Here is a 13,856-nt window from a genome sequence, read left to right on the forward strand (position 1 = left end):
GATGCCGAAGCTCGGCAGGACCCCCCGGGCCAAGGTCCAGTCGGCTGATCGTCCGCGGATCGTCTGCGCGGCCTCCGACCAGTTGACGGCGCTGCGTCGATCACCCTCGGCCAGCGCCTCCTCCCCCTGCAGGAAACAGAGGAGAGCCGAGGAGTCGAAGAGGTTCAGCTCTCCTCCTCGACCGCCGCGGCCCGACGCTCTGCCAGGAGCTCCCCGACGAGGTCCTCGCCCTGCAGCTGACGGCGCACGAGGTCGCGGGCACGCTCGCGGGTCGTCACCACGATGCCTGCCTCGGTCTCGACCAACAGCAGCGGCGATCCGGCCGTCAACCCCAGGTGCTCACGGAGCTCGGCCGGCACGGCGAGGCGTCCGCGATCGCCCATCGACACCGCGTACGTCCCACTCATGTCACCCCTGTACCACCGCTCAGCCACGATCCCACAGCGGCGGGTCAGGCGATCGTGAGCGTCTGCAACCGGGCGTCGTCGAGACAGCTCACCCACGCCTGACGTCCGGAGATCGCCATACTCGTCGGCGACCCGCACACCGGGATCGTGGAGGTCGCCTTCCCGGTCGCGACGTCGACGGTGGTGATCGTGTTGCCGCCGTCGTCGACGGTGTAGAAGTGCCGGCCATCGGGGGCGTAGACGACATCCTGCGGCTGGTGACCGACCGGGACCGTGCCCACCACCTGGTCCGTCGTCGTGTCGATCAGCGTCACGTCGTCGCCGTCGAAGTCCACGACGGCGAGCCGGTGCTTGTCGGGTGAGGCCGCGGCGGCGTGCGGGCTGCGGCCGACCGGGATGGTGCCCTTGGGCGTGCCGTCGAGCGCGTAGACGCTCACGAGGTTCGACTCGTGGTCGACCACCCACGCGCGTCCGTTGGCGAAGGTGACCCAGTGCGGGTTGGGCTGGGTCGCGATCCGCTGGGTCACCGTGTTCGACGCCAGGCTGATGACGTCGACCGTCGCGGTGTCGTGGCTCGGCACCCACAGCGTCTGCAGGTCCGGCGCGAGCTTCGGCGAGAACGGGCGCTTGTCGACGGGGACCGTGGCGACCATCGCGCGGGTCGCGGTGTCGACGACGACCACGGCGTTGTCGGTGTCCTGGTCCGTGTAGCAGCTGACGAAGGCGCGCGAGCCGTCCTGGCTGAGGGTGACGAACCGGGGCGGCGAGGGCATCGGGATGGAGCCCACGACCGAGCCGGCCGTCAGGTCCATGATCGTGACTGCTCGAGGATCGCGGTTGGCGACGTAGCCGGTGTGCCCGTCGGAGGAGACCGCGACGAAGCCGGGCGTGGGTGGGGTCGGCACGGCACCGGTCACGACCGGGGCCGCCAGGCTTGCGGGGAACACCGCCGCGGGCGGCGCCGGCGCCACGGACGCGCGGGAGGCACTGGCCGGGCGGGTCGCCACGACCACCCCCACGACCACGGCGATCACCGCCACGACGGCCGCGCCCACGAGCAGCAGGCGGCGTGGCGAGCGGGCCGGGGACGACCCGTCGTCGGGAAGGGCTTCGGGCGGCGGAGGCGGCTGCGATGGCGGGGGCGCGGCGACGACGGTGGGAGTCCCGACGAACGGCCGGCCCGCCTCGGTCTCGGCCGTCGGGGTCCTGACGACGGCGGTGCGCTCCGGATCGGGCATGGTCGGGGGCGCCGGGGTCGGCACACCGTTGCGACGATCGGCCTTGTTCGGTGCCGCCGGGACCGCGCCGACCGCCGCGCGGGCGGCCTCCGCGAGCGCACCCGCCGTCGGGAAGCGGTCGTCGGGGTCCTTGGCCATCCCGCGGGCGATGACCGCGTCGAGCTTCGTCGGGATGGCGGGATCGGTCTCGCTCGGGACGGGCGGGTCGAGGTTCAGGTGCGCGTACATGAGCGACGGCAGGTCGGTGCCGGGGAACGGCGTGCGCGCTGTGAGGCACTGGTGGAACAAGCAGGCGAGGGAGTAGACGTCGGTGCGGCGATCGAACACGCGGGTCGAGAAGCGTTCCGGCGCCATGTAGTCCAACGTCCCGACCGTCGAGCCGGACATGGTCAGGCCCGACGCGGTGTGGCCGATGGCGTGGGCGATCCCGAAGTCGACGACGTAGACGAAGTCGCGGCCCGCCACCAGCACGTTCGTGGGCTTGATGTCGCGGTGGATGAGGCCGTCGTCGTGGGCGGCGTCGAGGGCCTCCGCGACCTGGCCGATGATGCGCACCGCCCGCTCCGGCGGCAGCGCACCCTCGTCGCGCAGCAGGTCGGCGATGGTCGCGCCGTCGTCGACGAGGCGCATGTCGATGAACAGGCGGCCGTCGATCTCACCGAAGTCGTGGATCGGGATGATGTGCGGATCGCGCAGCCGTGCCGCGACCCGGGACTCGCGACGGAAGCGGGCAAGGAACTCCTCGTTGCCGCTGAACAGTTCCGGCAGCAGCTTCAGCGCCACGACCCGGTCGCGTTCGCTGTCGAACGCCTCGTAGACGTCGCCCATACCGCCCGAGCCGATCAGACGCTCGAGCCGATACCGGCCGAATTCGGTCCCCGCCACCCCGACACCCCCGGTCCGTGTCCGGTGCGACAGCTTTCATCGGGTGGCGATCACGTGCAAGGGATCACGACGTGTTCCGCCCCGGCCACCCCCGAGCTCGGGGATGGGTGCAGAGCCTCGGTGTTCCTAGCGTTCCGCAGCGAACCGCACCGAATCCCAGCTGACCGCTCGGAACCCAGGAGGACGCGATGCCGGCTCTGACGACCCCCACCCCCGCCGTTCCCGCCGCGCGCCGGTCCTCGCCCGACGACCTGCGCACCGTGTCGTGGGCGCCGACGACTCCGCACGACCTGGAGGAGCCGCGCGGGGCCGGGCGACGGTGGGTCCTGTTGCTGGGCGGCGCGGTGGTCGCCGCCGCGGCCGCGGCCGGGCTGACGTTCGCGGTGCTGCACCCGGCGCCCGCGCCGCTGCCCGTCCCGGTCCCCCCGGTGCCGGCGCCGCCGATCGTCGCGGCGCACTGCAGCGGCGCGACCTGCGTGGGACTCGACCCGACCGCGCTCGGCTGCCAGGACGACGCCCGCACCGTCGCCGGGCAGGTGATCACGGCGGTGCGGCACGGCATCGAGCTGCCGGTGGGCACGCTCGAGGTGCGGGCCTCGCCCTCCTGCGGCGCGGCCTGGGCCCGCTACGCGGTCGACACGACCGCGCCGGTGGACGGCGTTGCGATCGAGAGCCGCGACGGCCGGCGGCAGGCCAGCCCGGTCGACCCGGTGGCCGGACACCCTCGGCTCGGCTACGGCACGACGCCGATGCTCGACGCCTCCGCCGTCCGCGCGGTGGCGGTTCCACGGCCCGGCGCCGACCTCGCGAGCGTCGCGACGGGGTGGACGTCCGGCTCCTGATCGTCCACCCAGGTAAGCGGAAGGCAACGTTACGTAGTCACGGTCGGCGATAGGCCGCCGTGATCATGCCGTAGGCCGGGTAGGACGGGCTCTGGAGCCCATAAGCCGTTTCCTCGCCGTGACCTTCCACGGATCGATATCACTCCCCGTGTTCGTTCGGTGATCGTCGTCGGGGTGGCGACGCCGCGCGACCCGCTCTGGTTCGGGGGGAACCGGGGTCTCCGTCCGGAGCACCCACGCCCCTCCCCTGATGAGAGGCACCACCACGTGGCCACTGGCCGACACCGTCTCCGACTGACCCCACGCCAGCGCATCGGCGCGATCGTCGCCGCGCTCGCGCTGCTCGTCGGGATCCCCACCACCATCGCGTTCACGAGCAGCGGTGACGCCCTCGCGGCCGGCCCGTCCTACGGCGCCAAGGGAGTGACGACCGTCTGCTCCCGGTCCGATTACTCCTGCACCTCCGGCGGCTACACCGGTAGCGAGCCGTGGGGCTACTACACCCGGTACGGCTCGCGCGACGCGGCCGGACGACTCCACAACTGCACGACCTATGTGGCGTTCCGGCTCGCGCGCAACGGCGTCCCGAAGCCCAGCTGGTACGACAACGCCTCGGGGTGGGCCACGAAGGCCCGCAACGCCAGGATCCCGGTCGACGGGACGCCCACGGTCGGCTCGATCGCGCAGTGGAGTGGCGGCGCAGGCCACGTCGCCTACGTCGAGGCGGTTCGAGGCAACACGATCGAGCTCACCGACGACATGTACGGCGTCAACAAGGCCAACCGCTGGGTCATCGCCGCCGGCTCGCCGGCCTGGCCCAATGCCTTCATCCACTTCACCGGCTCCGGAGGCACGACCCCGACCCCGACTCCCACGCCCGTCGGGAACCAGCCGGTCTACTCCGTCATGAACACCTCGGAGACCCCGCCCGACGGCGTCTGGTTCCGGGACAACCCGAACGTCTCCGGCCCGCGGCTTAACGGCTACGGCGTCTACAACGGTGACCGCGTCCAGCTCCGCTGCTACGGGTGGGGCGAGTCGATCGGCCGCTACAACGACCGGCTCTGGTACTACAGCACCAACCTGACCAGGCCGAACGCGCCGGGCCGGGGGAACACGGGCTGGCTCAACGCCCACTACGTGAACGACGGCCAGAACGCCAACGTCGTCGTGCCAGGCGTCCGTCCCTGCTGATCGCCACCGCGAACCGCCGTCGGGAACACCTTCCCGACGGCGGTTCGCGCCGTAACGGCCCGGTCGGGGACCGCGATCGAAGGCAGGACCGCGCCGGGCGGTCGGCCGACGATCGGGGGCGTGATGGTGGACCGGGCAGGAGCGACGTCGACGGCTCGCTGGCCGCGTGTCTGAGCCCGCGGACCCAGGGATGTTCGGCCCGTACCGGGTCGGACCGCGACTGGGACGCGGCGGGATGGGCGAGGTCCACGAGGCCTTCGACACCGTCCGCGAACGCACCGTGGCCCTCAAACGGCTCCTCGCCGGCGACCAGGACGACCCCGACGTCCGCGAACGATTCCGTCGCGAGTCCCGCATCGCCGCGCGCCTCGACTCGCCGCACGTGGTGCCGATCCACGACTTCGGCGTCATCGACGGGCAGATGTTCATCGACATGCGCCTCGTGCGCGGTCAGGACCTCGGCGCGCTCGTGAAGGCCGAAGGACGGCTGCCCGCCGAACGCGCGGTCGCGATCGTCGAGGGCGTGGCCGACGCGCTCGACTCCGCCCACGTCGCCGGCCTCGTCCACCGCGACGTCAAGCCGTCGAACGTCCTGCTCACGGCGCGCGACTTCGTCTATCTCGCCGACTTCGGCATCGTCCACGTGCGGGCCGCGGCCACCTCCCCGCGTCTCACGGCCACGGGCTCATCGCTCGGCACGCCGTCGTACATGGCGCCCGAGCAGCTCCGCGCCGAACCGTTCGACCAACGCCTCGACGTCTACGCCCTCGGCTGCGTCCTGTTCGAGGCGCTGGTCGGGCGTCCGCCCTTCGTCGGCGAGCGGACCGCCGTCATGCTGAGCCACCTCAACGACCCCCCGCCCCGCCCGTCGACCCTCGTGCCGTCGGTCCCCGGCGAACTCGACGACGTCGTCCTCCGGGCTCTCGCCAAGCTTCCCGACGACAGGTTCGGCTCGGCCGGGGAGCTCGCTGCGGCGGCTCGGGCCGTGGTGGACCGGATCGGGTCGGTGACCGAGGCCCGGACGTACGAGGCGGTGCCGGAACGTCCCGCAGGGACCCCGCCGCTGCGGGTCAGTGGCCCGTTACTGACACCCGACGTGCGGCGGGCGCCACTCACGCCGCCGCGCCGGCCTCTCGTCGTCGCCCCGCCGGTCGGCCACGGTCCGATGCCGGCACCGCCGCCGCGGGTGGCCCCTCCTGCCCGTCCTCGATCGGACTCGCTCCCGGAGACGACGGGGAAGCGGAAGGTCTGGGCGATCGGGGCGGTGCTCGCGGCGCTCGTGCTGATCGCCGGCGGCGCCCTCTGGTACTTCGTGCTGCGGACCCCCCACGTCTCGGCGGAGGCCGTCGCGGGCCAGATCGTGCAGCAGTCGGGACTCGCGCCGGGCCAGGTGAGGTGCCCGGACTCGCTGCCCGCGACGGTCGGTGCCTCGGTGGTCTGCACCGCGACGGGCAGCGGCGGCACGCAGTCACTGCGCGCGACGGTCACGTCCGTTACCGGCGATCAGGTCCGATTCGACATCGTCGCGCAGTAATAGCGCCTCAAGGTGTGTAACTCGAACAGATGACGTAGCGATGTGCGCTCCGTGACCCATCACGCAGGGTGCACACAGGGGGATCGATGACGCTCGCGAAGGACGGCCCGCAGACCGGCGGTCAGTTCGTCGGCCGAGGCACGCCGCAGTCCGGCATCCCGACGCAGGGCGCGTCCAGTTGGTCCGGCCCGCCGGGATCCCGCCCGAGCGGCCCATTCCCGATGCCGCCGCTGCCGAGGCCGCCTGGCCCGCCCAGTGGACCGATCGCGCCGGACGCGCAGACCTCGCTGGTCGACCGGCCGACGGCCCCGCCGAAGGGCCCGCGTCTCGGCACGCGCTCGTCGCTGCGGTGGGCCCTCGTCGGCGTGCTCGCAGCACTCCAGGTGTTCGTGCTCTTCAGCGCGGTGATGTGGTGGGTCGGCGGTGCCGCCGGAACCAACGCGGTCGCCTCCATGACGCCCATGAGCTGGACCGGTGTCGTGTACGACGTGGGTAACGCGGGCGTCAACCTGCGCGCGGACAGCAAGGTCGACCCGGCGAACTCCCGGGACACCGCCATGCGCGGTTCCCGTCTGGCGCTGTCGTGCGGCCAGACCGGCGATGTCGTCCACAAGGGCGACGTCTCCACCGCGACCTGGTTGAAGACCACGGACGGCCTCTTCGTCTCGATGCTCTACGTGCACGTCCCCGACCGACAGTCGATCCCGAGCTGCGACGGGTCGAAGGTCGACGGACCGCTCCTCGCCCTCGCGGACCCCGCGAACCCGCAGCTCCCGCCGCCTCCAGGAACGCAGATCGGCTCCGCTGGCGGCTCGGCCTCTCGTGGGGCGGCAACCCCGGCAGGCGGCGCCGTCGTCGCAGCTCCGGGTGCCATCGCCCCGGCGGTTGTTCCTCCCACCGCGAACGGCACGAAGACGACCGCCCCTCAATTGTCCGGTCAGGCGACTGCTGCGGCTCCGACCGGCGTCGTCGGTGAGGGGTCGGGTCCCAGCCACGACGACCACGAAGTGGTCCGGGATTCCCACAACGCGCAGGACGACCACTCCATCACCACGAACCCCGACACCACGCCCGTCGGATAGAAGAGCACTGTGCCGCATCCGAGTCGTCCCGACTCGGATGCCCAGGGGGACTTCATGACTCAGCTCGACGACGCCGGACCCACCACGACCGTGCTCGAGATCCGCGCCGCGGGGCACCAGCGGATCGTCCGGCCGGGCGCCGAGTTCGTCATCGGCCGCGACGAGACCTGCGACCTGCAGGTCCTCGGCCCGCAGGTCTCCCGCCGCCACCTCGTCGTCCGGCCCGCGGGCACCACCTGGGAGGTCACCGACGTCAGCCGCAACGGCTCGTTCGTCGGCGGACGCCCGCTGGGTCGCCAGACCCTGCACTCCCCCACCGCCGTGCACCTCGGCAGCGAGTCCGACGCCCCGCTCGTCGAGTTCCTCGTCCGGCCGCGCCCCGCGGCCCGACCGACGCCACCCGTCGTCGGGAACGTGTCGATGGCGGCGCAGCGCTCGGGCAAGCAGGGGAAGTTCTCCGCGGTCCACGACCTCCGGACCACCCCGCACCGGCTGCGGATCGGGCGCGACGAGCGCAACGACGTCGTCATCGCCGACCTGCTCGCGAGCCGGAACCACGCGGAGCTGCAGCGGCACGGCGACCAGTGGGTGCTCGTCGACCTCGGCAGCGCGAACGGCACGTTCGTCAACGGGCAGCGCATCCGGCAGCCGCAGCGGATCGGGCCGGCCGACGTCGTCGGAATCGGGCACGCCCTGCTGCACCTCGAGGGCGACCGGCTGGTCGAGCGGGTCGACGCCGGCGAGATCGGGTTCCGGGCCGAGGGCATCGTCGTGCGGACGGCGAAGGGCAAGCAGCTCCTGGACGACGTCGGGTTCGCGCTGGAGTCGAAGAGCCTGCTCGCCGTCGTCGGGCCCAGCGGCGCGGGCAAGTCGACGCTGCTGAAGGCGCTCACGGGGTTCCGGCCCGCCGACGAGGGGCGGGTCGAGTACGCGGGCCGCGACCTGTACGCCGAGTACGACGAGCTGCGCGCCCGCATCGGGCTCGTCCCGCAGGACGACATCCTGCACCCGCAGCTGACGGTGCGCCGCGCACTGCGCTACGCCGCCGAGCTGCGTTTCCCCGACGACGTCGGCCCCGTGGAGCGCGCCGCGCGCATCGACGAGGTGATCGCCGAGCTCGGGCTCTCCGGGCAGGCCGACCAGCCGATCCACACGCTGTCCGGCGGCCAGCGCAAGCGCACCTCGGTCGCGCTCGAGCTGCTCACCCGCCCCTCACTGTTGTTCCTCGACGAGCCGACGTCCGGTCTCGACCCCGGCCTCGACAAGTCGGTGATGCGCACCCTGCGCGGGCTCGCCGACGACGGACGCACGGTCGTCGTGGTCACCCACAGCGTCGCCAACCTCGACCTCTGCGACCGACTCCTCCTGCTCGCGCCCGGCGGCCAGGTCGCGTACTTCGGGCCGCCCGACGAGGCCCTCGCCTACTTCGGTCGGACCGACTTCGCCGACGTGTTCCTCCTGCTCCAGGAGCGCGACGACTGGGGCGAGCGGTTCCGCCGTTCGCCTGCGTACTCCCGCTACGTCGGACGCGCCGACGAGGTCCCCGGGAAGACCGTGCACCTCGGCTCCACGGTCGGCGCGGCCGCCGCCCGCCAGCAGTCGGTGTGGCGCCAGCTCTCGGTGCTCGGACGGCGTTACCTGGCCGTCATCGCCGCCGACCGGCAGTACCTGATCTTCATGGCCGCGCTGCCGCTCGTGCTGAGCCTGCTCGCCCACGCCCTGCCCGGGGACGCCGGGCTGTCGATCGTCGAGCAGCAGCACGGCGCCGCGGGCGCCCCGAACAGCCTGTGGCTGGTGCTGGTGGTCGGGGCCGCGCTGATGGGATCGGCCGCATCCATCCGCGAGCTCGTGAAGGAACGCGAGATCTATCGTCGGGAACGAGCCATCGGGCTCTCCCGCGGCGCGTACCTGGCGTCGAAGCTCGTCATCCTGGGCGTGATCGTCGGGTTGCAGGCGGTCGTGCTGGGCGTCTTGGGCACGATCGGTCGGCCGCCGCCGGACGCCGCCGTGCTGCTCGGGTCACCCGTCGTCGAGATCGTCGTGGCCCTCGTCGTGCTCACCCTCGCGAGCATGGCCGTCGGGCTCGCCGTCTCGGCCCTCATCGACAACGCCGACCGCGGGATGCCCCTGCTGGTCCTGCTCGCGATGCTGCAGTTCATCCTCTCCAGCGCCCTGCTGCAGATCGGCGGGCGCCCCGGGCTGGGCCAGCTCGCGTGGCTCGTGCCCGCCCGCTGGGGCTTCGCCGCCGGCGCAGCGACGATCGGCCTGCCGACCGGGTCGCACACCTTCTATCCGGCGCCGGACCATCTCTGGGACCACGCCGCCGGCGCCTGGCTCGGCGACCTCGCCGCGCTCGGCGTCGTGACCGCCCTGTACGTGGCCGCCACCTGGTGGCTGCTGCGCCGCCTCGACCCGCAGCGCCGATGACCGCGCGCGTCCTCGCCCGCGACGGGCGCACCACGATCCTCCCCGACGGCGGGTCGCTCGTCCTGGGTCGCGACCCCGGCTGCGCCCTGCCCTTCCCTGACGAGGCCCGGCTGTCCCGGCGTGCGGTGCGCATCGGGTGGAGCGGGACCGGCGTCGTGATCTCGAACCTGAGCAGCACGCACGGGTTGATCGTCGCCGTCGACGGGTCCGTGTCGCGGCTCGCCGCCGGGTCGTGCGGCGGCTACGTCCTCACCTTCGGCCGCGCGGAGATCAGCGGCCCGGCGTGGGGGTCGTCGTCGTTCGCGGTGACGGTCGTGGTCGACGGCGCGGCGACGGCGGACGCCGGACCCGTCGTCCTGACCACCGCGACGCACGAGCCGCTCCGACTGCGGACGGAGACCAAGGAGTTCCTCACCGCGCTCATGCTCTGCCGCCGGCGGCTGCTGCAGCCGACCTCGACCACGCCCCCACCCGCCGTCCCGGAACTGACCCGCGAGATCCTCGAGGCGACCAACAGCTGGCACCTCCTGCGTCAGTACGACACCGACGACCAGGTGCGGGCCCGCCTGTCGGGCCGCGTGCACGAACACCTCAAGGCACTGCGGGTCAAGATCGTGCGCGGCGGCCTGGCCGAGCGCGGCACACGCCTGTCCTCGGCCGGGATGGCGGACCTGCTCGTCGTGGCGAACGCGGTCACGCGGGCACACCTTCGGCTGTTCGACGATGCGGAGTGGCTGCGCCGCCAGGAGGAGCAGTGGTGGGTGTCGTGAGGGCCTCTGCTGCGAACGCGACCCCAGAGCCGTCTCCGCGGGATACCGTCACGGCATGACCGCACCGATGGCCGAGCTCGAAGCTCGGATCGCGGCGCTCGAGGCGGAGCGCGTCGACTACCGCGCCGTCCTGGCAGCGGTCAACGCCCTCGGCGCGAACCAGCGCGACCTCACGGCGCGCGCGGGGGACGTCGACGGCTCGCTGACGGCGGTCGAGACCCGACTGACCGCGGTCGAGAGCGCCACCGTGGACACCAACACCAGGGTGCGGTCCCTCGAGGACTCCGTCGCCGAGATGAAGGACCTGCTCATTCGCGCCCTCGACCGCTGATCAGCCGGTCGCCTTCCCGATCCGGGCAAGCGACGCGGGATCGAGGCGGGCGATCTCCGAGGCCACGGCGCGCAGGTAGAGCTTGTACATCCGGAAGCCTTCCACCTTGGCCGGCGAGATCGGGATGATGAAGTCGAGGGTCCAGCGACTCTTGGTCCAGGTGTCCATCCCGCCGACCCGCAGCTCGTTCCGGGCGCCTGCGGCGATCTGGGCGCGGAACGTGCACGTGCCGCCGATCTTGAGCTTGATCAGATGCGCGCTGCGCCCGACCACCTCGACCTCGTCGCCGTAGGTGCGGAACCAGTTGCCGCGCACGCCCGTCATGCGGACGACGGCGTCGAGCACGGCCTCCGTCGAGGCCGTCGTCGAGACCTCGAGGCAGGTCCGGCTCCGCGCACCCGCGGTCGGGGGCGCGACGAAGGGCAGTTCGAGCATCGGCGGCAGGGTGCCTTCTCCCACCCAGCCCGGTCGTGTCGCGGTCGCCCCGGTCCGCCGGTTGGTCCACGCTCCCCAGACGGCGCTGCCCACGATGACCAGCGGGGCGGCGACGGTCCAGAGGAGCGTCGACTCGCCGTCGTGCAGCGTGTTGGTGTCGTGCCAGCCCAGCCACATCGCGAACCCGCCGCTCGCGACGAGCCCGGTCCGCCACAGGGGTGTCATGGTCGGGGTGAAGACGGCGCCGAGGGCGAGCACCCCGACGATGACGACCGCGGCGGTCCCGCCGGAGAACGACCCGGTGCTGCTGTAGTCGTCCGAGGAGTAGTAGCCCGACGACGACGTCGCCGTGCTCGTCCACCGGGCCGCCGCGAGGACCAGCCCGGTGAGGACGACGAGGCCGCCCGCGATCCCGAGGCGAACGGCGGGCGAGAGCGCGAGGAGACGGTCCCGTGCGCCGGTGACTGCGTCACCCGTCGGCGACAGGGCCGGTACGAGGGGTCGGACGACGAGCGCCGCGAGCACGCCATGGACCACGAGGAGTGGCCACACGACGTGGCTCCCGATGTCTCCGGCTCCTGCGGCTATCAGGGCGACCGGCAGCCCGATCACCACCGTCCAGCGGGGGGCGGCCCGACCACTGCGCAGCTCGGACGCGCAGATCCCGCCCGCGAGGCTCAGGAGGAGGAAGAGGACCCCGGCGACGATCTCGCCCGCGGTACCGCCGTCGACCTCGTGCGAGATGACGAGCTCGTACAGGGCGGCCGCCCCGCAACCGCCGGTCCACCACCAGGCGAGTGGGACCTCGATCGCCCCACCGGACAGCGCGAAGCGCGCGTCGATCACCGTCAGGCTCGCCATGGCCACGGCCAGCATCCCGACGACGGGTCCGGGCGAGGTGTCGGGGGACGACGCGAGACCCGCGGTCAGCACGGCCAGCCCCAGGACCAGCGCAGACGCGGCCGTCGAGACCGTTCGCCGTGAGGCCGCCATCGCGATTGCGCCGGCGCCCGCGGCGATGCCGAAGGCGGGGAGGGTGGCGACGGCCATCGTGGACCAGTCGGCCCCGGCCACCGACGCGGTGGGGAACCCGACGAACGCCGTGATGAGTTGGACGAGGGCGGTGGCTGCGGCCAGGGCGGCCACCGACCACGCAGGGAGGGGCAGCGGTGTGGCCGCCTCGGCGGCGAGTTCTGTCGGCGAGGGTCCCGCTGCGGGTGGAGGCGGCGGAGCGAGGTGGCGCGATCGCTGCACCTGCTCGGCGCCCGGATGCGCGTGTCGGGGCAGGCGGAGGGGCACGGTCGGGGCGTCGCCCGCGTCGAAGGCGGCGTTAACGGCCCTGGTGAGGGGGGCGGCCGGGATCGACCTGGCGCCGCAACCGCCGCAGAACCGGTCTCCCGCAGCGGCGACCCGCGCGCACCGGGGACAGGTGACCGGGGCGCTCATCCGTGCGGCCGCATCACGGCGTTGCCCTCGGGTCCGCCGGTGTGGGTGAGGCGAACCGCGTAGCAGTGGTCGGCGTCGAGGCCCGCCCTGTCGCACCAGGCGTTGGCCGCGGCCGCGGTGGGCATCGGTACCCCGACCACCGTGGCCCAGAAGTTGCGGCCGGCGTAGTTCGCGAAGTCGCCGGTCCACAGCACCCGGGCCTCGGGGTGGGCGCTCCGCAGCGACTGGTGCTCCGCGAGGATCGCTGCGTCGTCCCACGTCTGTCCGTCGGCGACGAGGCCCGGCCGCTTCGACGACAACTGCGGGATCCACGACCCGACGAACCCCTCGACGGCCGCCGAGTCGGCGTTAGCAAGCGACTGCAGCTGGGCGTGAGGATCGGCCGTCGCACCCGATGTCCCGGCGGCGGCCGCCGACGGCTGGACCGCGTCCCCGACGGACGTGACCGAGGTCGGCGCCGTCGCGACGGTGGTCGTCGAGGGGCTACGCAGCAGGAGGTAGGAGCCACCCCCGACGGCGAGGAGCGCCACGAGGACGGCAGCGACCGCGATGACCGGGCGGGCGAACCAGGGCGTCGCGGCGGCGACGGACGGAATCGGAGCCGATCGCGGGGCCGCGGAGTAGCTGTTCGCGGAGTACGGGTTCGCGGAGTACGGGTTCGCGGAGTACGGGTTCGCCGGGTGGGCGTTCGCGGCGTACGCCGTGGGCGGCGCCGGCCGGGCGGCCGGGGCCGTCAACGTCGGCGGCGGGCCACCTCGGGCTGGTGCACCTCGGAGCGGTTCACCTCGGGGCGGTGCACCCGCGAACGGCGGACGGTGGGGCGGCGGAGCGCTCGCGGCGGGCGCCGGCTCCGGCGAGGGCCCGGAGGGGAAGGACCTGGGTCCGACGGGGAAGGACGGCGGCCCGACGGCGGGGAGCGGCACGGAGGGCACAGGGCGCGGCGCGGGCAGCGTCGGAAAGGCCGATCCGCATTGCGTGCAGAACATCGTGCCGTCGCGTCGCGGGCAGCCGCAGGACGCACAGAATCCCGACACGGCGTTGGTGATGGTCATCGTCGTCCCTCCCACTCCGACGGGCGCCCCCGCACGTCATCCTCTGATCGCCGCGCGTCGGCGGAATGTGACGCACCCGAGCACGTGGAATGCCGGGAGAGGGCCGGCTGGCGACAACGAGTGGGCGAGGCGGAATTGTTCACGATCAGATCGGTGCGTCGGCTGTGCACTTTCTGTCCATCGCCTTCGTCATCGACGGCAGGCGGCAGGATC

The 13,856-nt window shown here is 72.9% G+C and carries 11 protein-coding genes; 7 read left to right on the forward strand and 4 right to left on the reverse strand.

Annotated features, from left to right (window positions below; translation table 11 throughout):
- Nucleotides 1–164 precede the first annotated feature (164 nt).
- Together A3CO_RS0109445 and A3CO_RS35550 are read right to left on the reverse strand one after the other, a co-directional pair.
- Complete coding sequence (locus A3CO_RS0109445) at nucleotides 165–407, reverse strand: AbrB/MazE/SpoVT family DNA-binding domain-containing protein (RefSeq protein WP_026204443.1); 243 nt, start codon at nucleotides 405–407, stop codon at nucleotides 165–167.
- A gap of 44 nt (nucleotides 408–451) precedes the next feature.
- Nucleotides 452–2,530: a protein kinase domain-containing protein gene (locus tag A3CO_RS35550; protein WP_051085901.1), complete on the reverse strand. Its 2,079-nt coding sequence runs from the start codon at nucleotides 2,528–2,530 to the stop codon at nucleotides 452–454.
- A gap of 188 nt (nucleotides 2,531–2,718) precedes the next feature.
- Between A3CO_RS35550 and A3CO_RS0109455 the strand changes: the two genes are divergently transcribed.
- From A3CO_RS0109455 to A3CO_RS0109485, 7 genes are all read left to right on the forward strand, one after another.
- Nucleotides 2,719–3,372, forward strand: coding sequence for a DUF2690 domain-containing protein (locus A3CO_RS0109455; RefSeq protein ID WP_018332002.1), 654 nt, complete (start codon nucleotides 2,719–2,721; stop codon nucleotides 3,370–3,372).
- A 267-nt stretch (nucleotides 3,373–3,639) separates the two neighbouring features.
- Nucleotides 3,640–4,566 carry a CHAP domain-containing protein gene (locus A3CO_RS35555; RefSeq protein WP_018332003.1) on the forward strand — a complete coding sequence of 309 codons (927 nt, stop codon included), beginning with the start codon at nucleotides 3,640–3,642 and terminating at the stop codon, nucleotides 4,564–4,566.
- Between the two features lie 190 nt (nucleotides 4,567–4,756).
- Complete coding sequence (locus A3CO_RS35560; protein WP_018332004.1) at nucleotides 4,757–6,100, forward strand: protein kinase domain-containing protein; 1,344 nt, start codon at nucleotides 4,757–4,759, stop codon at nucleotides 6,098–6,100.
- A gap of 86 nt (nucleotides 6,101–6,186) precedes the next feature.
- Nucleotides 6,187–7,182 carry a hypothetical protein gene (locus tag A3CO_RS0109470; RefSeq protein ID WP_026204444.1) on the forward strand — a complete coding sequence of 332 codons (996 nt, stop codon included), beginning with the start codon at nucleotides 6,187–6,189 and terminating at the stop codon, nucleotides 7,180–7,182.
- 54 nt (nucleotides 7,183–7,236) lie between these two features.
- The gene (locus A3CO_RS0109475) at nucleotides 7,237–9,609 is read left to right on the forward strand and encodes an FHA domain-containing protein (protein WP_018332006.1); all 2,373 of its coding nucleotides are present in this window, start codon (nucleotides 7,237–7,239) and stop codon (nucleotides 9,607–9,609) included.
- The gene (locus A3CO_RS0109480; RefSeq protein WP_018332007.1) at nucleotides 9,606–10,379 is read left to right on the forward strand and encodes a hypothetical protein; all 774 of its coding nucleotides are present in this window, start codon (nucleotides 9,606–9,608) and stop codon (nucleotides 10,377–10,379) included. The genes A3CO_RS0109475 and A3CO_RS0109480 overlap by 4 nt, the downstream gene beginning before the upstream one ends.
- 55 nt (nucleotides 10,380–10,434) lie before the next feature.
- On the forward strand, nucleotides 10,435–10,710 hold the full coding sequence (locus A3CO_RS0109485; protein ID WP_018332008.1) for a hypothetical protein: 276 nt from the start codon (nucleotides 10,435–10,437) through the stop codon (nucleotides 10,708–10,710).
- Here the strand turns inward: A3CO_RS0109485 and A3CO_RS0109490 are convergent, their stop codons facing one another.
- The gene (locus tag A3CO_RS0109490; protein ID WP_018332009.1) at nucleotides 10,711–12,291 is read right to left on the reverse strand and encodes a hypothetical protein; all 1,581 of its coding nucleotides are present in this window, start codon (nucleotides 12,289–12,291) and stop codon (nucleotides 10,711–10,713) included.
- 296 nt (nucleotides 12,292–12,587) lie between these two features.
- Nucleotides 12,588–13,328 (reverse strand): hypothetical protein, encoded by a 741-nt coding sequence (locus A3CO_RS35565; RefSeq protein ID WP_018332010.1) that lies wholly within the window; start codon nucleotides 13,326–13,328, stop codon nucleotides 12,588–12,590.
- Nucleotides 13,329–13,856: the final 528 nt, after the last annotated feature.

Origin of the sequence: Actinomycetospora chiangmaiensis DSM 45062 (assembly GCF_000379625.1) — a bacterium.
Lineage (GTDB): Bacteria > Actinomycetota > Actinomycetes > Mycobacteriales > Pseudonocardiaceae > Actinomycetospora > Actinomycetospora chiangmaiensis.

What these genes read in the sequence shown, in the direction of transcription:
- A3CO_RS0109445 (WP_026204443.1), bottom strand. Translation starts at nt 407, where the DNA reads ATGAGTGGGACGTACGCGGTGTCGATGGGCGATCGCGGACGCCTCGCC.
- A3CO_RS0109455 (WP_018332002.1), top strand. Translation starts at nt 2,719, where the DNA reads ATGCCGGCTCTGACGACCCCCACCCCCGCCGTTCCCGCCGCGCGCCGG.
- A3CO_RS35560 (WP_018332004.1), top strand. Translation starts at nt 4,757, where the DNA reads ATGTTCGGCCCGTACCGGGTCGGACCGCGACTGGGACGCGGCGGGATG.
- A3CO_RS0109470 (WP_026204444.1), top strand. Translation starts at nt 6,187, where the DNA reads ATGACGCTCGCGAAGGACGGCCCGCAGACCGGCGGTCAGTTCGTCGGC.
- A3CO_RS0109475 (WP_018332006.1), top strand. Translation starts at nt 7,237, where the DNA reads ATGACTCAGCTCGACGACGCCGGACCCACCACGACCGTGCTCGAGATC.
- A3CO_RS0109480 (WP_018332007.1), top strand. Translation starts at nt 9,606, where the DNA reads ATGACCGCGCGCGTCCTCGCCCGCGACGGGCGCACCACGATCCTCCCC.
- A3CO_RS0109485 (WP_018332008.1), top strand. Translation starts at nt 10,435, where the DNA reads ATGACCGCACCGATGGCCGAGCTCGAAGCTCGGATCGCGGCGCTCGAG.